The organism is Roseomonas chloroacetimidivorans (assembly GCF_049629625.1).
In the GTDB taxonomy this organism is placed as follows: domain Bacteria; phylum Pseudomonadota; class Alphaproteobacteria; order Acetobacterales; family Acetobacteraceae; genus Roseomonas; species Roseomonas chloroacetimidivorans.
In genome coordinates this window covers 76,118-96,741 of the sequence record NZ_JBNBZS010000007.1, presented here as the reverse complement: position 1 = coordinate 96,741, position 20,624 = coordinate 76,118, and the positions used below count along the sequence as shown (strand labels likewise).

Below are 20,624 nucleotides of genomic sequence, written 5' to 3'. Positions count from 1 at the left end.
CGGTGGAGCGTCGCGTCTGGTGCGGGAGCCGAGGCGGCGCTACAGGCCGGGAATGACCAACGGCCGAAGCCGCGCGATGCGCCATTTCCGCACGGATGCCCGATGAGGGTCATCGGGCTGGCGGGCTGGAGCGGGGCGGGGAAGACCACCCTGCTGGCGGCACTCATCCCCTGGCTGAAGGGGCGGGGCCTGTCGGTCTCCACCATCAAGCACGCGCATCATGTCTTCGATGTGGACCGACCGGGCAAGGACAGCCACACCCATCGTCAGGCCGGGGCATCTCAGGTGCTCGTCTCTTCCTCCGTGCGCTGGGCGCTGATGACGGAGCTGCGCGGGGCGCCGGAGCCGGGCCTGCCGGAGCTGTTGGCCCATCTCGACCCCGTGGACCTGGTCATCGTCGAGGGTTTCAAGCGCGACGCCCACCCTAAGATCGAGGTGCACCGCGCGGCCAACGGCAAACCCTGGCTGCATCCGGAGGATCCAGCGATTCGTGCCGTGGCTGCCGATGTGCCGCCGCCCGGGGCGCTGCCATTTGCGGGGCTGGACGACATCCCGGCCGTTGCCGCCCTGGTGCTGGATCTCGCGGCGCCCTGGCCGGGCTGATCGGTCCGGAAATCGCGAACCCGGTGGTGGTATTTCCCTTGGTAGAGAACCCGATCCGGAACCGTCGAGACGGCGTGCCTTTCCGCCGGACCGTCCATCGGTCGAGATGAGCGGGAAACGCCAGAGATGGATGCCCCGGTTGCCTCTGAAGCCGGACCTCGCGCCGCTCAGGGCTTCGGTTCAGGTCGGCCGAGTCAGGAAGGGCTGATCACCGCTTCCTCCTATCCGGCCCAACACTCTGTGGTGTTGCCTCTGGGGCAGGCGGGGCGGCACCGGCGGGCCTGGTTTCCTTGCCCGGATGCCTGTTCTCAGCCAAGGCCCCGCCCTGACAGCCGCCCGGCGTCCGGTTCGCCGTTGCAGGTGTCAGGCCAGCAAAGACCGGATCCAACTCGTGGAGGAAGCAGGCAGGCGAAGCATATTCGCCCTGCTCTTCGTCTTCACGTCCGGCCATCGCCTTTTTCCTCCCTTGGGGCAGTCATGATGGCGGGCACTTGGGCAAGGAAGAGGGTCCCAGAAGCCTGCTGCATGGCGTTCTCCTCGGCCCATAAAGGCCAAGCTAGGCCGGCAGTTTCAGAGCGTGGCCTGGCCGGGCGGTTCGGTCCCATCAGGGGCAGCCCCGGCCGAGGAGGCTGCGGCTGCCCTACTTGTCCGATCCGATGCCGCTTTCGATCCGCTTCTCACCCTAGACCGGCTTGTTCCGACTTGAAGCGAGAGAGTCCGCCAGAGCGACCAGATCCTCAGGCGTGTTCACATTCAAGTAGGGATCGCCTGGCCATTCCACGCGGGCGCAGCCGTGCCGCGCCGCCCAGCGGCTGACCTTGCCTTCCCCGGCGGCTATGGCGGCCCGCAGATCGTCGCGCAGCGCGACTGCCCAGACGGCCACCGGCGGGTGCGCACGCCCCTGGGAGGCCGCGCAGGCGACCGGGGCCCGCGCCGCGTGCAGGCGCACAGCCAGGTCGGGCGGGATCAACGGCGTGTCGCCAGGCACGGAGAGCACCCAGTCCAGCCCCAGCGCAGCCGCGTGATCCATCCCGGCCAGGATGCCGGCCAGCGGGCCAGGATGGCCGGGGATGGTGTCGGGCAACACAGGCAGGCCCGGCGCGACGGAGGTGAAGCGGGCCGGGTCGCCATTTGCGCTCAGCGCCAGTGCCGCCACCTGAGGCGCGAGGCGTTCGAGCAGATGCGCCAGCATCGGGCGCCCCTGCAGCGGCAGCAGGGTCTTGTCGCCACCCCCCATACGCCGCGCCAGCCCGCCGGCCAGCACGACGCCCAGGGTGGGTGGCTCGGTCGGCGGCTTAGCTCCGGCCACGCAGGGCCAGGGGCCGCATCAGGAAAACGGAGCCCCAGCCCCAGCCAGCCCCGATCAGGGGCAGGACCCAGGGCGGCGTTCTCGCCGGCAGGTGCTGCGGCAGCAGATAGGCGGCCACCAGACCCATCACCGCGCCGGTGATGAGGTCCGGCACCGGCAGGAAACGAAGCGCAAGGCCGATGATGAGGCCGCCCAACGCGCCCCATAGGCAGAACCAGGCGAGCCAGGGCAGGCCGTGCGGCCCGGTCGTCTGGATATAGGCCGCCAGCGGCATGACCTTCGCGACGTGGTGCAGCAGGAACAGCGTCGAATCCCGGAACACGATCACCGAAAGAGCTCCGCAGGGCGCGCCGTAGAAGAGCGCCCTGCGGAAATTCTCGATCATGCGCCGGTGCGCTCCGCCACGCATTCGCGCAGCGCCTCGCCCAGCTTGTCCATGCCCTCGTTGACCAGCGCCTCGGAGGTGGTCAGCGGGCAGAGGAAGCGGATGACATTCGCGCGCACGCCGCAGGAGAGCAGGATCAAGCCCTTCTCGGCCGCACGGGCCACCAGGGCGCGCGTCAGGTCTGGATCGGGCTTGTCGGCATCGCCATTGGCCACGAGTTCCATCGCCACCATGCCGCCAACCTGGCGGATATCGCCGATGATGCCGGTCAGCGTGTTGCTGGCCTGCAACTCCTTGATGCGGCTGACGATCAGGTCACCAATGACATTGGCGCGCTCGATCAGGCCCTCCTCCTCAATCACGTCCAGCACCGCGTTCGCCGCCGCGCAGCCGAGAGGGGAGCCCCCATAGGTGCCGCCCAGGCCGCCCACGCCCGGGGCGTCCATGATGGTCGCGGTGCCGGAAACGGCGGAGAGCGGGAAGCCGCCAGCGAGGGACTTCGCCATGGTCACGAGGTCGGCCTTCACCCCCGTATGCTCCATCGCGAACATCTTGCCGGTCCGCGCGAAGCCGGTCTGCACCTCGTCGGCGATCAGCAGGATGCCGTACTTGTCACAGATGGCGCGCAGCCCCTGCATCAGCTCCGGCTGCGCCTGGTAGAAGCCACCCTCGCCCTGGACGGGCTCGATGATGATGGCGGCGATGCGGTTCGGGTCGATGTCGGACTTGAACAGCGTCTCGATCGCGTCGAGCGTGTCCGCCACCTCCTTGCCGTGATAGGCCACGGGGAAGGGCAGGTGGTAGATATCGGCCGGCATCGGGCCGAAGCCGACCTTGTAGGGCACGACTTTGCCGGTCAGCGCCATGCCGAGCAGCGTGCGGCCATGGAAGGCGCCGGAGAAGGCGATCACGCCCGGCCGGCCCGTATGGGCGCGGGCGATCTTCACTGCATTCTCCACCGCTTCGGCGCCGGTGGTCAGGAAGATCGTCTTGGCCGGGCCGCGGACCGGCGCGATGGCGTTCAGGCGCTCGGCGAGGCGGATATAGCTCTCATAGGGGGTCACCTGGATGCAGGTGTGGGAGAAGTTCTCCAACTGCGCCTGCACGGCCGCCTTCACCTTGGGGTGCAGGTGGCCGGTGTTGAGCACGGCGATGCCGCCGCCGAAGTCGATATAGCGCTTGCCCTCGACATCCGTGACCTCGGAGCCCTGGGCCTTGGCGGCGAAGACGGGCAGGGAGATGCCCAGGCCGCGCGGCACCGCCGCCTCGCGGCGCGCCTGCAGGGCGGCATTGGTCGGGCCCTCCTGGATCGGTGCGGTGGTTTCGCCTGAAATGGTGGTGCCCATGGATCCCGATATCCCTCGCGCGGTGAGTGGAAACTGCCCTTGGCGGGCGGGCGGGGCAAGGCTCAAACGAGCGAAACAACACAAGCCAGGGAAAGTCCGCCCGAGGAGGCCTTCCGGCCGCCGCCCGACCCTGTCGCGGCCGCGTGAGGCAGGGGCCGCCTTGCAGGGGGCGCCCCGCGGGCGCAACTTGCGCGCCCTTCAGAAGGGAGTCGATGCCGGTGAACGGTGCGCATAGTCTCGTCCACACGCTGCTGAAATCCGGCGTGGATACCTGCTTCGCCAATCCCGGCACCAGCGAGATGCATTTCGTCGCGGCGCTGGATCAGATCCCGGGCATGCGCTGCGTGCTGGGGCTGCAGGAAAACGTCGTAACCGGCATGGCGGACGGGTATTACCGTCTGGCCGGTAAGCCAGCCTGCACCCTGCTGCATTGCGGCCCCGGCCTGGCGAACGGGTTGGGCAACCTGCACAATGCCCGCCGGGCACGCAGCGGCATCGTCAATATCGTGGGCGACCAGGCCACCTATCACCGGCCCTTCGACGCGCAGCTCACGGCGGACACCGAGGGCTGGGCACGGCCGGTCTCGGCCTGGGTACGGACCTGCGCTTCCTCGGCCGATGTCGGGCGGGACGCGGCAGTGGCGGTGCAGGCGGCCCGCACCTCGCCCGGCCAGATCGCGACGCTGGTGCTGCCTTCCGATACCTCCTGGGACGAAGGTGGGGTGGTGGCAGAGCCGCTCCCGGTACCGACTCCTGCCAGCGTGGACCCTTCCCTGATCCGCAACGCCGCGCGGGTGCTGCGGGAGAAGAAGAACGTCCTGATTCTGGTGGGTGGCCTGGCCCTTCGGGAAGGGGCGCAGGCCCTGGCCTGGCGCATCGCCCAGGCAACGGGGGCGAAGCTGTTGGCTGAGATGTCCAATGCGCGCGTTCCACGGGGCCGTGGGCGGCCGCAGTTGGAGCGGGTTCCCTACGTGACGGACCTGGCGATCAAAACGCTCGCCCAGTACGAGCATTTGATCCTCGTGAATTCCAAGGCACCGGTCGGCTTCTTCGCCTACCCCGGCAAGCCCTCCCGCCATTATGCGCCTGACGCCCAGGTGCATGTGCTGACGCGCTACGACCAGGATGCCGAGGCGGCGCTGGCTGCGCTGGCCGATGAGCTGGGTGCGCCGCAGGTGGCCATCGCTGATCCCGGCCCGCGGCCTGAGCCGGCCCGCGGCGCGCCCACACCTGAGGGGCTGGCACGCACCATCGCCGCGCTGATGCCTGAAAACGCCATCATCTCGGACGAGAGCGTCTCCTACGGCCGAGGCTTTTTCGCCGAGACCCACGCGGCGCCCCCGCATGACTGGCTCCAGCTTACTGGCGGCGCGATCGGCGATGGCATGCCCGTTGCGACTGGCGCGGCGATCGGTTCGGGCGGGCAGCGGCGGGTCATCAACATCCAGGCCGACGGGTCGGCGATGTACACGGTGCAGTCACTCTGGACCCAGGCGCGGGAGAAACTGCCGGTTACGACCATCATCCTGTCGAACCGCAAATATCAGATCCTGATCGGCGAATATGCGGGGGTCGGCGCCAATCCCGGGCCGACGGCAATGAACATGCTCGACCTCGGGAATCCTGACCTCGACTGGGTGAAGATCGCGCAGGGCATGGGGGTGGAGGCCGCGCAGGCGACCACGCTCGAGGCGTGCGGCGACCTTCTCTCGCAAAGTGTGAGCCGGGACGGCCCATTCCTCATCGAACTCGTTATCTGACAAGGGCAACCAGCATGGCCAGTTATCCAAACGTCCAGCTTCATATTGATGGCGAGTGGCGCGATGCACGCTCCGGCAAGGTGCTGGAGGTGATCAACCCCGCGACCGAGGAGGTAATCGGCACCGTCGCCCATGCCGAGAAGGCCGATCTGGACGAGGCGCTTGAGGCCGCGCAGCGCGGCTTCGAACTGTGGCGCAAGACCTCGGTCTTCGACCGGTACAAGCTCATGCGGAAGGCGGCGGACATCCTGCGCAGCCGCGCCGACGCCATCGCCGCCATGATGACGGCCGAGCAGGGCAAGCCGCTGGTCGAGGCGAAGCTGGAAACCCTGGCCGCCGGTGACACGATCGAGTGGATGGCGGAGGAAGGGCGCCGCGCCTATGGCCGCATCGTGCCGGCCCGCGCCGAAGGTGTGTACCAGCTGGTGATCCGCGAGCCTGTTGGCCCCGTCGCGGCCTTCACGCCCTGGAACTTTCCGATCAACCAGGTTGTGCGCAAGCTGTCCGCCGCTTTGGCGACTGGCTGTTCGATCATTGTCAAGGCACCGGAAGAGACGCCGGCATCCCCGGCCGAGCTGATCCGGGCCTTCGTGGATGCCGGTGTGCCGAAGGGCGTGATCGGGTTGGTCTATGGCGTGCCGGCGGAGATCTCCTCCTATCTCATCGCGCATCCCGTGATCCGGAAGGTCACTTTCACCGGCTCTACCCCGGTCGGGAAGATGCTGGCGGGGCTGGCCGGGCAGCATATGAAGCGTGCCACTATGGAACTGGGCGGCCACGCGCCGGCGATTGTCTTCGACGATGCCGATGTGCAGAAGGCAGCGAAGCTGCTGGCGGCTTCCAAGTTCCGCAATGCCGGCCAGGTCTGCATCTCGCCCACGCGCTTCCTGATCCAGGAGCGCTCCTTCGACGAGTTCCTGGAAAGCTTCACCAGCTATGCGAAGGCGCTCAAGGTCGGCAACGGCATGGAGCAGGGCGTGACCATGGGCCCGCTGGCCAATGAGCGCCGCATTCCCGCCATCGAGGGAATGGTTCAGGACGCGGTAACGCGCGGCGCCAAGCTGCAGACTGGCGGCAAGCGGATCGGCAACAAGGGCTACTTCTATGAGCCGACCGTGATTTCCGACGTGCCGCGGGATGCGCGTGCCATGAATGAGGAGCCCTTCGGTCCGCTGGCTCTGGTGAACCGCTTCTCCGATCTGGACGAGGTTGTCGAGGAGGCGAACCGGCTGCCCTTCGGCCTCGCCTCCTACGCCTTCACCAGCTCCACCGCCACGGCACAGGCCCTGGGCGCCCGTGTGGAGACGGGCATGATGACCATCAACCACATCGGCCTTGCCCTGCCGGAGCTTCCGTTCGGCGGCGTAAAGGACAGCGGCTACGGCTCCGAGGGCGGAGCGGAGGCGATCGAGCCCTATCTGGTGACGAAGCTCGTCACCCAGGCCGGGCTGTAGCACGCTTCTCGCAGGGTGGGCCGGGCTTCGCGCCCGGCCCCCTTGGTCCGAGGCCCCTCAGGCCTCGGCGGGGACCTTGTGTTCCAGGGCGCGCAATACAGCCTGCGCGGCCTCGTCCCAGGATACCGGCTTGAACTCACGCGCGACCCGCGCCTGCCAGTTCCGCAGCCCCTCCGGGTCCTCCACCACCTCGCGAATGACCTTGTAGGCCTCGGTGGTGTTCTCAGGGTCGAAGTAGCGCGCAAGCGTTCCGCCGGCCTCGGGCAGGGAGGTGGTGCTGGAGATGATGCAGGGCTTGCCGAAGGCGAGGCTCTCCGTCACCGGCAGTCCCCAGCCCTCGTAGAAGGAGGGAAAGAGTGTGAACTGCGCGCCCTGATAGAGCGTGGTCAGTTCCCCATCTGTCGGGTCCTGGAAGACGATGAGCTTGCCGTCCAGGTAGTTCGCATTCTTGATCTGCTGCATCAGGTCCGCGACCATCCAGCCGACGCGGCCGGCGAAGACGAGAGTGGGCACGCGGTCCCGCGGCATCTCTGCCAACATCCGGCGCCAGACGCGGAAAAGGAGGAGGTGGTTCTTGCGGGCCTCGATGGTGGAAACAATCAGGGCGTAGGTGCCGGGCTCCGGATATTCGCGGCCGGGCAGGCGGGCAGCAGGGGCGGGGGTGCCGAAGCCGGTTCCCATAGGGATCGCGACCGGCGTCATCCGCAGTCTCCAGCCCTTCTCCCTGCCGAAGGCGTCGATATCCTTCGCGCTGGCTTCGGAGATGGCCATCAGAACATCGGCGTGCGGCAGCACCGTGCTAAGCCAGTGATCGAAGATCCCGACTAGGCCAGCATCGCAGAATTCGGGGCGCCGCAGCGGAATGATATCATAGAGCAGTACGCCGAAACGCAAGCCCCTCTCTGCCTTCACCGTCTCGATCAACTCGGCATAGTCTCTGTGGAACCAGGGGGAGCCAAGCACGAGGAGGATGTCGCCCCGCTGGGTGTCGTCGAAGGCGTTCGCGGCGGGCGCGGCCTCTTCCTCCGAAGTTGCGATGGCGGGGGGAAGCGCTTCAGGGGCTGGGAGGGCGGGTGCGGGCCTGCGGGGAAAGAGGCTGTCCCAAGCAATGTGCCCGGCATGCAGCACACTCCGGACCGCACCGATCTGCTGCAGCAAGGCATCGCCTAGGGGCGTCCGGAGATGGGGGGGGAAGCGGCGGGCCACCCAGCTTAGCATGCGCCGGCGAAGGCGGCGTGGCGGCACAATCATGGATTCCGGCACCGCGGGTGTCAGCGTCCCCGCGGCGGGCGTGAAAGCAGCCGCGGCCGCGCTCGCCTTCGGGGCCGTCAGCCCGGCGAAGAGGGCCTCCACCGCCGACCAGGGTACGTCCGAGAAGCCCCTGCCGTCGGCAGTATGCCGGAGGAAGCGCACCTTCTGCCCCGCCACGGCCACCAAGCACCGGCAGATCTCATATTCGACACGCTGAATCCCGCTCGGCCGGGGATTGACCCGGGCATAGTCGAACAGATCCTCCACATCGATCCAGATCGTCGTCATCGTCGTAGGCTCCGGCGAAGGGAGGAGCGGGGTGACGGACCGTAACGAAACCCCGTCTTCCATGTCATGAAGTGGCTGGTCGCCGAAAATCAGCAGAGAGGCAAGCCTCTGGTTTCCGTCTTCGGGTCGGCGGAGCCGCTTCAGCTCACCCGCGCTTGGCTCGATCCTTCCGGTGCGATGCTAGATCGTCGCGGCCGGCACGACCGCGATTTAGGCCATAGCTATGAGCCCGGCCAGGGAAACCGATAACACGATCGTTGACGATCATTCCTGCCGGCCCCGGTGCGTCCGGACCGTGAGAGTCCCCCGGAAGTCATCTGGTCCGGCGGACAGGGAGGGATGGCGCGGCGGGGCAGGTCCGTCGCCGCGGATTCAGAAGCTCGGGCGGTGCCGCCACACCTGTTGCACGGAAGGCACAATGCGTCGGCGGTTCCCGCTCTGACCGCTGCATCCCCGCAAGTTTCCTTGCAGTCCGGCGCATGGCGGGCAAGCTAGGTGGAATAGAGACCCTGAATCCCCTGAGGGAAAAGGAAGCATGTCGCAGTCGATCTCGTCGCCGCTGTCGGATGTGACCATCGAGATCATTCGAAGCCTCGCGAAACATGCGCAGGAGAATGGGCTCGAGATGGCCGACGAGGCGCTCATGGCAATGCTTGAGGTATTGCACGGCGCGCAGGTCGCCGACGCGCCGGAGGGGGCCGGCGCCTGACCCGACGCGCCAGGACACTCGCTGGGCGGAGTTTCGGATGACTGACCATGCTGTGCTTCGGCCCTTGGAGAATTGGCGCGCCCCGCAAGGCGAAGCACTGGCCGAGCCTCGGTGCCGAGCTGGCTACTGCTGAAAGTTTTGGTCGAGAGTGCCCGGGTCCCCGCCGGGCGGACCGGCCGCATCGGATACGCGCGGGTTGCAACGGCGTGCACCACCGGCCACGGCTCGCCATGGAGCGGCATTCGCAGGAGCGTCGCGCGAGCGACGCCGTGCCAGGAGCCCGTGGCGGGAATGGCCGCGTGGAAGATGCCGCGCTTCTGTCTCAGCTGGCGCATCTCACCAGAGCGGAGCAACCTCAATGCAAAGGGGGGCCTGAAGCTGCCGCTCCGCTACCTGGGCGGCAATTCAGTGTGGCAGCAGGTGTAGGAGCATTACCCCGAGAGCACAGCAGGTGCCGAAGGGCAGCGCAGCCCGGCCTGGCCCGCGCAGGAGCAGGCCAGCCACCACCGCGAGCGCACAGCCTAGTGCCAGCGCTGACCAGGCCGAGGACAGACCGAGCCAAGCTCCAAGCCCCGCAGCCAGTCGAACATCTCCCCCGCCCAAGGTCCAAGCGGGCCTGGAGGGCAGCAGGTGCTGCAACGCCAGAAAGGGAAGAGCGGCCAGCAAGGCTGCGCAACCAGCCCAACCCAGGGCGGCCCATCCGCCGTTAACCGCGGCCGACGCCAAGCCTAAGCCGATCAGCGCACGGGTCAGCGGCAGGGGAAGGCGGCGTTCGCGTAGGTCGGTTGCCGCGAGAGTGAGAAGGACACCCCAGGCAGCAAGGCCGAGCGCCGTGCCGAGGGCGTCAGAAGCCGCCGACACGTACGCCCACTGTCGCCTGAGGCTGACTCGAGGGCAGTGGGAGCAGCGAGGCGAGCCCGTCAAACCCGAATGCCGAAAGATCGACACGGACCGTCACCTCCACCCGCTCATCCGTGACAACAGGAGGAAGGACGGTGACCGTTCCAAGAGGGAAGATGGCGCCGTAGCGATTGATGACGGCCCGAGCGGCACTATCCGCCAGATCGCTGCGTTCCTCAGGAGTCAGTCCGGCGACGGCCGCTCGCGCACCCTCGCTCGCCGCCTGGGTGGCGGCGATGCGAGCACCGAACTGCACACCGTAGACGACGATTCCAAACAGCAGCACAAAGAAGAGCAGGGCAACGAGCGCGAACTCGACCGCCACCGCTCCTCCTTCCCGCTGATCCTGTGCGCATGCCACCGGATTTGGCTCAGCTCTAATCGGCGGCGCCACCCCCAGCGCCGGCTGCGGCCTGCAGCGCGGTGCTAATATTCGAGAAGATCGATCCCACACTCGTGCTGATGCTGGTTAGGCTCGTAGCGATCACCAGGGCAACGGCAGCCGCTATGAGTCCGTACTCAATTGCCGATGCGCCACGCTCGTCGTCGCGCAGCTTCTTGATCATTTTGATGCAAAGCTTGATCGCTGAAGGCATGACTCTCTCCTATGTACTATACCGGCGGTAAAACTCCACGGCCTCCGGCGCGGCCGATGGAGGAACGGGTTAGGTCACCAGCCCTGGCGCACCGCAGCGCGCTCCGGTTGGGGTGACCTGAAGGGTTCCGAGCTTGACGCCCACTGCGGCGAGTAGAGCGTCGAGCGCGGTGTCGAGACGCTCCAGCACAGGAGTCAGTCCTTTCACGAGGGCGCTGGTCACTAGGCTGGTCAGGGGAGTCACCGGAACTTCCGCACCGAGCAGCACGGGCGTAACGGTAAGCGACTTAGCCAGCGTCGTGCCTAGGGTGCTGATGATCCCGCTGGCCTGAATGGTCTGCGGCTCTCGTCTGCCGATCTGCTGGGCGGAGAAGGCAAGGTCCTGCGTGACGGAACCGACCTGCGCATCGGCGCGCAGGTGGAAGTCGAAAATCTGGCCAAGAACAGGAACACCGTTGACCTCGGCCGGTGGCAGGGTGGCCGGAACGGTCGGCGCGCCGAGCGTTCCCATTGTCGCTGCACCGATCTGCGCGCGGGCGAGACCTGTTGTGGCTGTTATGGCGACCTCGGTGTCCGTCGCGGGATTGTTGCCGCAGGTGATGCTCTGCAACATGCCTGCACCCTCGGCGACGGTGACCAGAAGCGGCACGGTCACGCCGCTCAGGCCAATGCCGGTATCGAGGAGCGTGATCTCAATCAGTACCCGGACCTGCGCGGTCGAGGCTCGGATCCCGACCGGGCCGAGAACGGCTCGCCCCTCCGCCGGAGGAGCTGGTGCGGCGACTGGTGGTTCCGCCAGTTTGACATAGGCGGTGACGGATCCGACGACCGGAATGTTAAGGCTGACCGGCACCGCTGCTGCGGTGGTGCCGCCGAGTGACGCCACGGCTGAGACAAGATCAAAGGCGTTCGCTGAGAGCGTCGCATAGGGCCCAGTCGCCATGCTGCCGATCGTGCGGTCCCTCGCAAAGCCGAGGTCAAGCAGCTTTCCGAGGCCGATCGAGCCACTGGGCGAAGCCGCAGCGGCGATTTGAATAAGGGCGGAGGAAGCGGCAGCATCACTCCCCGATCCCAGAGCCGACACTGCTGCGTCCAGGATAGCCCGGGCCGAGAGGGTGGTTTCGAGAAGCTGGTCGTAGGTGCCGGCCGAAAGGCCTGTGCTGACCGCGAGCGCATCGAGGAACTTCAACGCGTCGATCTGCGCATGGGCAAGTCCGGTGTAGTCCGCGGCCGTCAGGCTGAGATTGCCGCCGAGGAGGCCGCCCAAAAGGCTATTCACGCCCCCAGGCCCGAGCGAAGCCGTACCACTGCCTAGGGTGAAGCCCGCCACTGGCTGGTACACGGCCGTTGCGCGCGCGCCAACCCGTATTGTGGACACTCCAAAAATGCGCGCGAGACCGAGGGGAACATCGGTTTCCGCCGTCACAAGCACAGCGGGAGCACCGTCCGAACTCGATCCAGGCTGAAAGCGTTCCGAGGAAATCAGGTCCGTCCGCTCCTGATAATGCCCGATGGAAGCGGTTGCGGTCGCCGCCTCGATGCCCTGCGATTCCAGCGCAGAGGCGATAAACTCATTCGCCCGGTCCGGCGCGCGGGCTGCGGCGAGAGCAGCCATGTCCACAGCGGCCTGAAGTGCCCGCTGCCGGTAGTAGACCAGCCCCAGATCGGCGGAGAACGCGCCCAGCCCAATGATCAGGGCAAGCGCCAGGGCCGCCAGAATCCCAAGGGCGCCATCTTCCGAACCGGCTCGCCTGCTCATCGGGTTGATGAGCCCCATGGCGTTGCCGGCTCACCGCTGTGGCCCGTCTCCAGGCCGCGTGCGCCGTTCTCGAGCCGCGCACTGCCGTCCAGGCGCTGCGCTTCTGCACCCGGGATGCCTGGGCCGGCTGGCATGGTCGCGCGGCTGCGGAGTTGCATCTCAAGAACGCTGCGCGGCGTGGCCACGGGCACCTGCTCCTCGGCCCTCGGTGCACAGGCAGCGGTGAGCAAAAGCGTGATCCCGGCAAGCCAACGGTTCACAGGTGGTTCTCCGATTCTGGGCTGTCTGCCGGAACAGAGCGCCGTGCAGGTGGCAGGGCCGCAGCCACCCGTACCGCATCGCGGCGGAGGTTCGCGCGCGCTCCCGCATCGGCGATGCGTGCGAGCCGCGCATCTGCCTCCGTGGACTTGCCATTGGCGAGAAGGACGAGAATGACGTTGCTCCGGATCTCGGCGTTGTCGCGATCCAGTTCCTCCGCCTGAAGCAGGCGGAACTCCGCCTGTTCCCGGTTACCGGCCCGGAGCAGGGCAAAGCCATAGTTGTTCACGTAGCGTGCATTGGTCGGCTCCTTCGCCACGGCCGACCTGAAAGCGTCCGAAGCATCGTCCCACTGCCCGGCTCCGGCATAGATGCGCCCCAGGCCGTTATATGCAGCCGCCTCATCCGCCGTACCGATGAGTTGTTTCCAAGTTGCAACCGCCAGGGAGTCAGGACCGACCACCGTGTAGGCCTCTGCACGCAGGCGCAACGACCGTGCTGTCGGGCGGAAGCGCTTGTCGTATTCGTCGAGATGCGCGAGCGAGGCGCGGTGCAGATCCTTCTCCTGTAACCCGGCAATTAGGTCGAGATAGAGATCACGCTCCTGCGGCCCGGTTGGCCCATCGTTCCGCCCCTCCGAGGAGAGGGACATAGTATCCAGAGACGCAGCCAGTTCGGCGCAACCGCCGAGCAGCGGCAGGATGAGAAGGGAAAGAAAACACTTCATCGGGTGGCATCACCCAGAACGCGCAGAAGCCCGCTGACCGAGGGCGCGCAGATGAGGACGAGGAGGGTTGGAATGAAGCAGACGACCAGCACCACGGTCATCGCCGCTGTCGCACGCCCCACGGCGCCCCGGGCATCCGCCAGCCTCCGTTCCGACAAGTCGTTTGCCAGCGCTCGCAGCGGCGGGATGATCTCGGTGCCATGCCGCAGCGACTGCCGCATCACCTCGACCATCGCGTTCGCCTCATCAGAGGCAAGCCGCTCGCCGATGCGTGCCAGAACCTCGTCATGCGGCATACCGCGCTCGAGATCGGCTACGGCCGCAACCAGAGCCCGCTGGAAGAGGCGTGACGGATGGGCCTGCTGCTCGGCAGAAAAGCGCAGCGCCTGCTCAATTCCTGCGCCGCCCTCCAATGCTACCGTCAGCGTATGGATGGAAGCCGGCATCTCCGCACGCAGGCGGACGGAGCGGGACCGAGCCCGCATGAAGAGGGCGCGTCCGATCAGCACCGCCGTCAGCAGGGCGGCGATGGTCGCATGGCCCATGGCCTGCCCTGGCGTCCCCGCACTCAGGGGATTCATCAGCCAGGCCAGCAGCCCGACAGCGAGCGAGGCGAAGAGCCGCCCGCCAGCGAAGGCGTAGGCCACATCGCCAGATAGACCGGCGAGGCGGAGCTGTTGCGCGAGGTCGGCGCGCGCTGCTTCGGTGCGGATGAGCAGGCGCCCGGTCGCGCTGAGCAGCCGAAGCAGTACCACACCCCGCTCGTCCGGAAGGCCTGCCGATCCGTACCAGGCCAGGGCCGCGTGCAGCCGACGGTCCACCGATCGGGCGGCAACGATGCGGTTCAATGTTGGAACGATCAGCAGCGTGATCCCGGCCAGGATCGCGACGATCTCGAGAAGGAGGGCCGCATCCATGGTCAGAACTTCGGCCGCGCGATGCGGCGCATGAGCAGTGCACCTGTGATATAGGCCCCGAGAAGCCAGGGCACGAGCGGCTGGCCCTCTCCCCCCGGGCCGAAATAGGTCCGGAAAATCGGGGAGATGGCGAACATGGCGAAGGTCACGCCGATCGGCAGAAGTCCGAGGACGAAGGCACTCGCGCGCACCTCCGAGGTGGCGGCCTTCATTTCCTGCTCGATGCGCTGGCGGTCACGAAGGGTGCGCGCCAGATTGCCCACCGCCTCGCTCAGCCGGCCGCCGAAGCGCATGGAGGCAGCCACTGCGGCGGCGAGGGAGCCCAACTCAGCGCTGCGCTCGCGTTCGGCGAGCCAGACCAGGGCGTCATTCAACGTCGTTCCATGGCGCAGCCGCCAGAGGACGGGGGCGAAGACGTCGCGCAGTGCTGCCGGGCTGCCAGCAGTGGCGCGCTCCAACGCCTGGGAGGCTGAGGCCCCGATCGTAAGTTGCTGCCGTAGCCGGTCTAGAAAGCCGGGCAATGCCTGACTGAGCTGCCGCCGCCGGCGCTCCACGCGCACATGCAGCACTCCGAAAAGGAGGGTGAGGGTGACTGCCGGGCCCAGGAACACCCCGTAACCCGGCACGATCAGCACCGCGAAACTGGCACCAAATAGAGCCACCCCTCCCGCGAGCAACGGTAACCGCGCCGGTTGCATGCCTGCGCGTTCCGCCCAAGCCGCCAAAGCAGGCGGAAGACGCCAGCTGCTGCGGGATCCGGTTTCGGTGATGCCCGGCCTTGTCGTCAAGCGCTGCAGGCGGCGGTTTACCTGAAGATACTCCAGCAGTTCACCGCGCGCCGCGTAGGCGATGAGCACCAAGCCGTGCAGGATAAGCAGCAGCGAGATCATCGCGCCACCCCCGGGGTGATGCCTGCCAGGCCTGGAGCCAGCGGGACGGAGCTCCTTGCGCTGGTCGCCACGAAACTGGGCTGGTCCTGCAACCGGTCCGCGAAGAGCGAACTGAGCATCTTTTGCCCGGGGCGTGGAACCTGACCGACGGCCCACACGTCGTGCAGCCGGTATGCCTCGCCCTCCACCCCCGTGATCTCGGAGATCTGCATCACCTGGCGCTGGCCGCTCGGCCCGCGCTGCACCTCAACGATGATGTTGACCGAAGAGGCGATGAAGTGCCGCAACGCGCGCGGCTCCAGCGGCAGACCGCTGAAGGCGAGCAGCATCTCCAGCCGCGCCAGTGCATCGCGCGGCGAATTGGCGTGCAAGGTGCTCATCGAGCCGTCATGGCCGGTGCTCATGGCCTGCAGCATCTCCACCGCCTCCGCACCGCGCACCTCACCCAGAACGATACGATCCGGCCGCATTCGCAACGCGTTTCGCATCAGCTCGCGCGCAGTGACAGCCGCGCGGCCGTCGGGGCTCTCGGGCCGCGTTTCAAGTCGCACCACGTGCTCCTGGCGGAGTTGCAACTCGGCCGCATCCTCGATGCTCACGAGGCGCTCTGATCCGTCGATAAAACCGGACATGACGTTCAGCAGCGTCGTCTTGCCCGATCCAGTGCCGCCAACGACCAGAATGTTCAAGCGCGCCCGCACGGCTCGGGAGAGATAATCCATCGCTTCCGTCGTGATGGCGTTGCGCCGGATCAGATCCTGGGCGGTCAGCGCCACGCGGCGGTTCTTGCGGATGGAGATGGCCGCGCCGTCGATCGCCACAGGCGGTACGACGATGTTGACGCGCGAGCCGTCCGCGAGCCGAGCGTCGCAGTAGGGCAAGGCTTCGTCCACCCTACGGCCGATCGCGCCGACAATACGCTGAATGATCGCCATCAGATGGGCGTCGTCGCGGAAACGGGCCACCACGCGCTGCAACTTGCCGCCGCGCTCGACATATATTCTGCGCGGGCCGTTTACGATGATATCATCCACTGTCGGGTCGGCCAGCAGCGGTTCCAGCGGGCCCAGGCCGGTAACTTCGTCGAGCAGGTCATCGATCAGGCGGGCGCGCTCGGCCCCGTTGAGCGCGGCGCCCACCGTCTCCAAGGCTTCAGCGGCGGCCATCGCTACCGTGTCGCGCAACTCGGGGCGGCCGAGGCTTTCAGCACTCAGTCCACTTGCTTCCAGCCTTTCCAGAACGCGCCGGAAGGCCGCGGCCTGTGCGGCTTGGTAGGTGTCGGAGAGCAGGATCGCCCCGCGGCCGGTACCGACATCGTTCATGCGCGTCTCCGCAGCAGTCTGGCCAGCGGTCCTGCGGGCTTTGCGGCAGTCTCGGTCGCCGGGTCCAGCTGCCGGCCCAGTGCCTCCAGCGCACGCAGATAAGGCCGGCGTGCCGTCACTGCCTCAGGAAATCGGCCACGGTTGGCACCGTTGCGCAGCACCGTGCGGGCTTCGGGCAAGGTGACAATGTTGACCAGCCCGAGCGCGCCGAGAAGCGAACGAGGCGACGGTAGAATGCGTGAATCCGTGTTGGCGACGGCGAGCACGACCCGGCCTTTCGGATCGCCCCCCGCCCCCTCGATCAGCGCAAGGGAACGGCCCGCGGCCTGCGCGCTGGCAAGGGACTGTTCTGTCACCAGGGCGCAGCGGCGCTGTTCTGCCAATAACGGAACCACCGCGGCCGGAACCGGATCGGCGCCCGCATGCAGAACGACCTCATCATAGATGCTGCGTAGCACCGCCAGCAGTGTGCGTAGATCGGCGGCCTCGACGCCTTGCAGGCCGCGATAATCCAGCAGTGGCAGCAGGGAAAGCCCGGTCGCAGCATGGCGGGTCGCGGCCGAACTGAGCAAGGCGGCGTCGAGCCGGTCGAGATCGTTGATCGCTTCGAGCACGCCAAAGCTGCAACGCAGATCCAGCGAGACCTCGATCTCATCTGCTCCGGGCGCGAGATCCATCAGCAGGACGCGGCGCTTCGTCTTGCCACAGCGGGAAATAGCCAGGGCAAGGGCCACCTCGCGCGACGGATCACTGGCCCGGGCACCCAAGAGCGTAAGGCAGGCGGCCTGGCCCTCATTGCCCGAAGCTGGGCCGCCGCGCGCCAAGCGCGGCCGCAGGGCCCGGCGCAGTGTCGTCTCTGCCGCATCACGCCCGATCACGTCCTGCGCCCCGGCACGCATGAGGGCCAGCACCTGGTCTGCGGCGCCTTCATCGCCGAGAACCACCAGGGCAGCCGCGGGAGCGCCGCGGCGGGCGGCGGCCACGATCGCCGCCAGATCAATGCCCGCATCCTCCGCGTCGATGAGAATCAGGGCAGGGCGCTCGACCAGGAGCGTGCTCCCCAGCAAGATCGTATCGGCAGGGCAGCGGTGAAGGGTAGCCAGCCCGGCCAGCGCTGTAAGGCAGCGCTCCACCAGGATCGCGTCCTCACTGGCAATAAGCGCCATCGGTAGAGCCGCGACGGCACGCTGCGGGATGGGATGGTCCACGGTGCCTCCTACCGGATCAAACCAAAGCGCCCTGCGGCGTCGCTCGCGGTGTTGCGCTGCAGGATGATGTCGCCGACATTCGGCAGCTGTGTCTGGTTGTCGCGGCTGCCAGGCAGCGGCGGCACGGCTGAAGCCTGCATTGGCCGCACCAGGCGCGGAGTGGCGATGATCACCAGTTCCTGCGCATCCCGCTGTGCCCGGCTGCGTCCAAACAGCGCGCCGATGACCGGCAACTCACCGATGGCCGGGATGCGCTCGTCCAGCTGACTTGTTGTGGAGAGGGACAGGCCAGCCAGCACGATCGACTGCCCGTCCGCCAGCTCCACCGCCGTACTGGTGGAACGCTTGCGGAAGGCCGGGACACTGAATCCCTGCAGGGTGACGGCGTTGCTATAATCGAGTTCACTGACTTCCGGCGAGACGCGCAGCAGGATGCGGCCGGGGGACATCACAGTAGGGGACACGTCCAGCCGCACGCCGAAGGGCTTGTAATCGATCGTGACCGTGGTGACTCCGAGGGATCCCTGTGGGACCGGCACGGGAATTTCGCCGCCCGCAAGGAAAGAGGCATGCTCGCCCGAGCGGACGATTAAGGTCGGTTCCGCCAGCACTTGCGCGTAGTCCGTCGATGTCAGGACCGAAAGGGCACCGAGAACGCGCCCGCCATCGGTACTGAACAGAAGGTTGAAGGCACCGGCAATTGGGCTTGCGAGCGTGCCGACACCAATGGTGGAGGCGGAGAGGGACGGAACAGCGGTACTCGGCGGAGCGCCGGCAGCGGAGAAATTGCTTCCAAGCGCACGGAAGTTCACACCCAGGGACCGCAGGCGGCTTGCCGAGACGGCGGCGAACTTCACCTCGACGGCCACGACCAGATCGCCGGTGATGCGGGTAAGATCGGTGACCGGGCTATTGCTGCCCGCAGGCCGCGCGATCCCCATCAGCCTACGATGAGCCTCCAGGTCCGGCACCGTGCCGGAAACGACAACACGCCCGTTCTCGCTGCCGATGCGCGCGCCGGCGAGGCTCGGATCGGCGGCGGACATGGCCCGCACGCCGTCCAGATCCGCAGCGACGGAGACGCGGACACGCTGCTGCGTGTTGCCGCGCCAGATCACGATGTCCGTGGCGCCAGGCGCGAGGCCGAGAATGCGGAGCTGGTGCCCGCCGACGAGCGAGACATCCGCCACTCGCGGGTCGCCGATGGCAACGCGGGTGACATTGCCCACCTCCAGGATATTCTGCGCGCCCACACCCAGCCCGATCGCGGGTGGCAGGCTCGAAGGTGTACTAACAGCCCCCGCCGGGCCTGATTGTGCGAATGCCGGGGAAGCCTGCACCTCGGACAGGCAGATCGCCGCCGCTGTGTACAGCAGAAGTTGGAGCGCTCGAGGTCGGAACGAAAACTGCATCAGCGATTGGCTCCGACGGCTCCGCGAATAATCTCGGGACCCGTCCTGACAGAAGCAGGGCGGGGGCTGGGGGCGGTCCGTTCCACAAAGGGCGCGGGTGCAGGAACGGCATCGGGCGCATTGCCGAGCAAGGTGCTGCGTAGCGTCGGTGGCAGCTCGAGCCCCTCCCGATCCTCCGGGTTACGCAGCGCAAACATGTAGCCACCGTCGGCGCGGCTGAGGCCGAGAAGCAGCAGTTCCTCGGGCGAGGCGGCGACGGTCACCGTCCGTTGCGGTTCGCGGCGCGCCCCGGCAGGCGCGTTCGCATCGGCCTCGAGTCCGTCACCTACCGCAAGCACTTGAAGGTCCTGCACGACGAGGCGGGACAAGTCAGGCAGTTGCTGTGACCCTTCGGTGCCGCTGCGGGTGGTTACCATAACGTCCACCCTGTCACCCGGGCGGATAAGGTAGCCGATGCCGGTGTCGTCCGCGACGCGCAGGGTCACAGCGCGCGTACCGGCCGGCACCAAAGGCGCCAGTCCCGCACCGGCTTTGGTCGGCGTCAGCATCCCCGGGAGAAGAATCTGTCCAGCCGCGATCCGTTCCTTCGCCACGCGGCCAAGGAGCGGGGCGGCCGTCGAACTAGTTCCCTCGGCGGGCACTCGTTCCATGGTAACAAAGCTGATCACGCCTGCATCGAGCGAGGTGCCGCGTGGAATGTCGCGGGCAGCCACGGCCACACGTTGTCCCGCAGGACGCTCCGGCACGGCCGGTGCCACAGCCATGATGGGCGCTGCTGGCGCAGGCACGGGGGCGGGGCGCAGGGCGAGCGTGGCGCCTGCGACCAGAAGCGCCGTTCCAAGAATATAGCTGACTTGGCGGACATCCATCATGGATGGGCCTCCTTCGCCGCTTCGGGGCCGCGTGCCGTGCTCGCGGAATGAGCGAGGCTCGTCGCGCGCGCCAGACTTGCGGCCCGACGGAGGCCAGATGATGCTTTCGCGGTGCTGACGCGGAGAAAGGCAGGATCTTGGGGGAGTTCGACCTGACGGGCAGCATCGGACGGGTCATGCCTTGGATCGAGGCGCTCTGGGCGCTCTGTATCGCGCTCGCCGACCTTCGCAACCGGCGTATCAGCAACCGTGCCTTGCTCCTGGGCTGCGCTATGGCGGTTGTGCAGAGCGCGACGCGATCGGGTCACGACCCGGGCGCGATGATCACCAGTGGACTGGCCGGCGGTCTCTCGCTGCTGCCGGCTTGGCGCCTGCGGCTTCTGGGGGGCGGTGACGTCAAGCTTGCGGCCGTTGCCGGCTTGCTGGAGCCGGCCGCCTTCCTCCCCGCCCTCGTCATTGCCCTGCTGAGCGCCGTGCTGATCGGCACCGTGCGCAGACTTCGCAGCACCGGCGAGGGCAAGGCTGTTGGCCCCGATCTCGGGCGCGGCATTCCGTTTGCGCCGCTGCTTCTCGGGCCGCTGCTCGCGGTGGCCATCTTTGCCTCCTGAGCTTCCGGTGAGCGCTGGTCCGATCTCGCTACTCACCGCCGCCCAGGGTGG

At 67.3% G+C, this 20,624-nt stretch carries 21 protein-coding genes; 6 read left to right on the top strand and 15 right to left on the bottom strand.

The window, feature by feature from the left end; genetic code table 11:
• Nucleotides 1-102: 102 nt before the first annotated feature.
• Nucleotides 103-603, top strand: coding sequence for a molybdopterin-guanine dinucleotide biosynthesis protein B (mobB, locus tag ACO1BU_RS06495; RefSeq protein WP_424135101.1), 501 nt, complete (start codon nucleotides 103-105; stop codon nucleotides 601-603).
• Nucleotides 604-1,285: 682 nt separating this feature from the next.
• Here the strand turns inward: mobB and mobA are convergent.
• From mobA to gabT, 3 genes are read right to left on the bottom strand one after another with little or no spacing between them, the layout of a single operon-like run.
• A complete protein-coding gene (gene mobA, locus ACO1BU_RS06490; RefSeq protein ID WP_424135100.1) occupies nucleotides 1,286-1,912 on the bottom strand; it encodes a molybdenum cofactor guanylyltransferase MobA in 627 nt (208 codons plus the stop codon).
• Complete coding sequence (locus ACO1BU_RS06485; protein ID WP_424135099.1) at nucleotides 1,899-2,297, bottom strand: hypothetical protein; 399 nt, start codon at nucleotides 2,295-2,297, stop codon at nucleotides 1,899-1,901. Before ACO1BU_RS06485 ends, mobA begins: the two co-directional genes overlap by 14 nt.
• Entirely contained in the window at nucleotides 2,294-3,643 is a 1,350-nt protein-coding gene (gene gabT / locus ACO1BU_RS06480) for a 4-aminobutyrate--2-oxoglutarate transaminase (protein WP_424135098.1), read from the bottom strand. Before gabT ends, ACO1BU_RS06485 begins: the two co-directional genes overlap by 4 nt.
• Before the next feature lie 212 nt (nucleotides 3,644-3,855).
• On the opposite strand from gabT, the gene ACO1BU_RS06475 reads away from it, so the two are divergent.
• A complete protein-coding gene (locus tag ACO1BU_RS06475) occupies nucleotides 3,856-5,403 on the top strand; it encodes an acetolactate synthase large subunit (protein WP_481133213.1) in 1,548 nt (515 codons plus the stop codon).
• A gap of 14 nt (nucleotides 5,404-5,417) precedes the next feature.
• Entirely contained in the window at nucleotides 5,418-6,857 is a 1,440-nt protein-coding gene (locus ACO1BU_RS06470; RefSeq protein WP_424135097.1) for an NAD-dependent succinate-semialdehyde dehydrogenase, read from the top strand.
• 57 nt (nucleotides 6,858-6,914) lie between these two features.
• On the opposite strand, the gene ACO1BU_RS06465 is transcribed toward ACO1BU_RS06470, so the two are convergent.
• On the bottom strand, nucleotides 6,915-8,396 hold the full coding sequence (locus tag ACO1BU_RS06465) for a glycosyltransferase family 4 protein (RefSeq protein ID WP_424135096.1): 1,482 nt from the start codon (nucleotides 8,394-8,396) through the stop codon (nucleotides 6,915-6,917).
• 535 nt (nucleotides 8,397-8,931) lie between these two features.
• Here ACO1BU_RS06465 and ACO1BU_RS06460 point away from each other — a divergent pair.
• Both ACO1BU_RS06460 and ACO1BU_RS06455 read left to right on the top strand, forming a co-directional pair.
• A complete protein-coding gene (locus ACO1BU_RS06460) occupies nucleotides 8,932-9,105 on the top strand; it encodes a hypothetical protein (protein WP_424135095.1) in 174 nt (57 codons plus the stop codon).
• 291 nt (nucleotides 9,106-9,396) lie between these two features.
• Nucleotides 9,397-9,531, top strand: a complete 135-nt coding sequence (locus ACO1BU_RS06455; protein ID WP_424135122.1) for a hypothetical protein — start codon at nucleotides 9,397-9,399, stop codon at nucleotides 9,529-9,531.
• Here the strand turns inward: ACO1BU_RS06455 and ACO1BU_RS06450 are convergent.
• The 11 genes from ACO1BU_RS06450 to cpaB all read right to left on the bottom strand — a co-directional run bounded on the left by ACO1BU_RS06450 (nucleotide 9,511) and on the right by cpaB (nucleotide 19,965).
• On the bottom strand, nucleotides 9,511-9,966 hold the full coding sequence (locus ACO1BU_RS06450; protein WP_424135094.1) for a prepilin peptidase: 456 nt from the start codon (nucleotides 9,964-9,966) through the stop codon (nucleotides 9,511-9,513). The two genes, ACO1BU_RS06455 and ACO1BU_RS06450, sit on opposite strands and share 21 nt — an antisense overlap.
• Entirely contained in the window at nucleotides 9,950-10,330 is a 381-nt protein-coding gene (locus tag ACO1BU_RS06445; protein WP_424135093.1) for a TadE/TadG family type IV pilus assembly protein, read from the bottom strand. Before ACO1BU_RS06445 ends, ACO1BU_RS06450 begins: the two co-directional genes overlap by 17 nt.
• A gap of 52 nt (nucleotides 10,331-10,382) precedes the next feature.
• Nucleotides 10,383-10,601, bottom strand: a complete 219-nt coding sequence (locus tag ACO1BU_RS06440; RefSeq protein WP_424135092.1) for a Flp family type IVb pilin — start codon at nucleotides 10,599-10,601, stop codon at nucleotides 10,383-10,385.
• 69 nt (nucleotides 10,602-10,670) lie between these two features.
• Nucleotides 10,671-12,359 (bottom strand): TadG family pilus assembly protein, encoded by a 1,689-nt coding sequence (locus ACO1BU_RS06435; RefSeq protein WP_424135091.1) that lies wholly within the window; start codon nucleotides 12,357-12,359, stop codon nucleotides 10,671-10,673.
• 256 nt (nucleotides 12,360-12,615) lie between these two features.
• On the bottom strand, nucleotides 12,616-13,344 hold the full coding sequence (locus ACO1BU_RS06430) for a tetratricopeptide repeat protein (RefSeq protein ID WP_424135090.1): 729 nt from the start codon (nucleotides 13,342-13,344) through the stop codon (nucleotides 12,616-12,618).
• Complete coding sequence (locus ACO1BU_RS06425; protein WP_424135089.1) at nucleotides 13,341-14,261, bottom strand: type II secretion system F family protein; 921 nt, start codon at nucleotides 14,259-14,261, stop codon at nucleotides 13,341-13,343. The genes ACO1BU_RS06430 and ACO1BU_RS06425 overlap by 4 nt, the downstream gene beginning before the upstream one ends.
• 2 nt (nucleotides 14,262-14,263) lie before the next feature.
• Complete coding sequence (locus tag ACO1BU_RS06420; RefSeq protein WP_424135088.1) at nucleotides 14,264-15,151, bottom strand: type II secretion system F family protein; 888 nt, start codon at nucleotides 15,149-15,151, stop codon at nucleotides 14,264-14,266.
• Nucleotides 15,148-16,473: a TadA family conjugal transfer-associated ATPase gene (locus ACO1BU_RS06415; protein ID WP_424135087.1), complete on the bottom strand. Its 1,326-nt coding sequence runs from the start codon at nucleotides 16,471-16,473 to the stop codon at nucleotides 15,148-15,150. Before ACO1BU_RS06415 ends, ACO1BU_RS06420 begins: the two co-directional genes overlap by 4 nt.
• Entirely contained in the window at nucleotides 16,470-17,681 is a 1,212-nt protein-coding gene (locus tag ACO1BU_RS06410; protein ID WP_424135086.1) for a P-loop NTPase family protein, read from the bottom strand. The genes ACO1BU_RS06415 and ACO1BU_RS06410 overlap by 4 nt, the downstream gene beginning before the upstream one ends.
• Before the next feature lie 8 nt (nucleotides 17,682-17,689).
• Nucleotides 17,690-19,093, bottom strand: coding sequence for a type II and III secretion system protein family protein (locus ACO1BU_RS06405; RefSeq protein WP_424135085.1), 1,404 nt, complete (start codon nucleotides 19,091-19,093; stop codon nucleotides 17,690-17,692).
• Nucleotides 19,093-19,965, bottom strand: coding sequence for a Flp pilus assembly protein CpaB (cpaB, locus tag ACO1BU_RS06400; protein WP_424135084.1), 873 nt, complete (start codon nucleotides 19,963-19,965; stop codon nucleotides 19,093-19,095). The genes ACO1BU_RS06405 and cpaB overlap by 1 nt, the downstream gene beginning before the upstream one ends.
• Nucleotides 19,966-20,141: 176 nt before the next feature.
• On the opposite strand from cpaB, the gene ACO1BU_RS06395 reads away from it, so the two are divergent.
• Nucleotides 20,142-20,573, top strand: a complete 432-nt coding sequence (locus ACO1BU_RS06395) for a prepilin peptidase (RefSeq protein ID WP_424135120.1) — start codon at nucleotides 20,142-20,144, stop codon at nucleotides 20,571-20,573.
• The last annotated feature ends 51 nt before the right edge of the window (nucleotides 20,574-20,624 follow it).

Excerpts from the sequence above, each read along its gene's own strand:
- mobB (WP_424135101.1), top strand. The coding sequence starts at position 103 with ATGAGGGTCATCGGGCTGGCGGGCTGGAGCGGGGCGGGGAAGACCACC.
- ACO1BU_RS06485 (WP_424135099.1), bottom strand. The coding sequence starts at position 2,297 with ATGATCGAGAATTTCCGCAGGGCGCTCTTCTACGGCGCGCCCTGCGGA.
- gabT (WP_424135098.1), bottom strand. The coding sequence starts at position 3,643 with ATGGGCACCACCATTTCAGGCGAAACCACCGCACCGATCCAGGAGGGC.
- ACO1BU_RS06475 (WP_481133213.1), top strand. The coding sequence starts at position 3,856 with ATGCCGGTGAACGGTGCGCATAGTCTCGTCCACACGCTGCTGAAATCC.
- ACO1BU_RS06470 (WP_424135097.1), top strand. The coding sequence starts at position 5,418 with ATGGCCAGTTATCCAAACGTCCAGCTTCATATTGATGGCGAGTGGCGC.
- ACO1BU_RS06465 (WP_424135096.1), bottom strand. The coding sequence starts at position 8,396 with ATGACGACGATCTGGATCGATGTGGAGGATCTGTTCGACTATGCCCGG.
- ACO1BU_RS06460 (WP_424135095.1), top strand. The coding sequence starts at position 8,932 with ATGTCGCAGTCGATCTCGTCGCCGCTGTCGGATGTGACCATCGAGATC.
- ACO1BU_RS06455 (WP_424135122.1), top strand. The coding sequence starts at position 9,397 with ATGGCCGCGTGGAAGATGCCGCGCTTCTGTCTCAGCTGGCGCATCTCA.
- ACO1BU_RS06440 (WP_424135092.1), bottom strand. The coding sequence starts at position 10,601 with ATGCCTTCAGCGATCAAGCTTTGCATCAAAATGATCAAGAAGCTGCGC.
- ACO1BU_RS06435 (WP_424135091.1), bottom strand. The coding sequence starts at position 12,359 with ATGAGCAGGCGAGCCGGTTCGGAAGATGGCGCCCTTGGGATTCTGGCG.
- ACO1BU_RS06430 (WP_424135090.1), bottom strand. The coding sequence starts at position 13,344 with ATGAAGTGTTTTCTTTCCCTTCTCATCCTGCCGCTGCTCGGCGGTTGC.
- ACO1BU_RS06425 (WP_424135089.1), bottom strand. The coding sequence starts at position 14,261 with ATGGATGCGGCCCTCCTTCTCGAGATCGTCGCGATCCTGGCCGGGATC.
- ACO1BU_RS06420 (WP_424135088.1), bottom strand. The coding sequence starts at position 15,151 with ATGATCTCGCTGCTGCTTATCCTGCACGGCTTGGTGCTCATCGCCTAC.
- ACO1BU_RS06415 (WP_424135087.1), bottom strand. The coding sequence starts at position 16,473 with ATGAACGATGTCGGTACCGGCCGCGGGGCGATCCTGCTCTCCGACACC.
- ACO1BU_RS06405 (WP_424135085.1), bottom strand. The coding sequence starts at position 19,093 with ATGCAGTTTTCGTTCCGACCTCGAGCGCTCCAACTTCTGCTGTACACA.
- cpaB (WP_424135084.1), bottom strand. The coding sequence starts at position 19,965 with ATGATGGATGTCCGCCAAGTCAGCTATATTCTTGGAACGGCGCTTCTG.
- ACO1BU_RS06395 (WP_424135120.1), top strand. The coding sequence starts at position 20,142 with ATGCCTTGGATCGAGGCGCTCTGGGCGCTCTGTATCGCGCTCGCCGAC.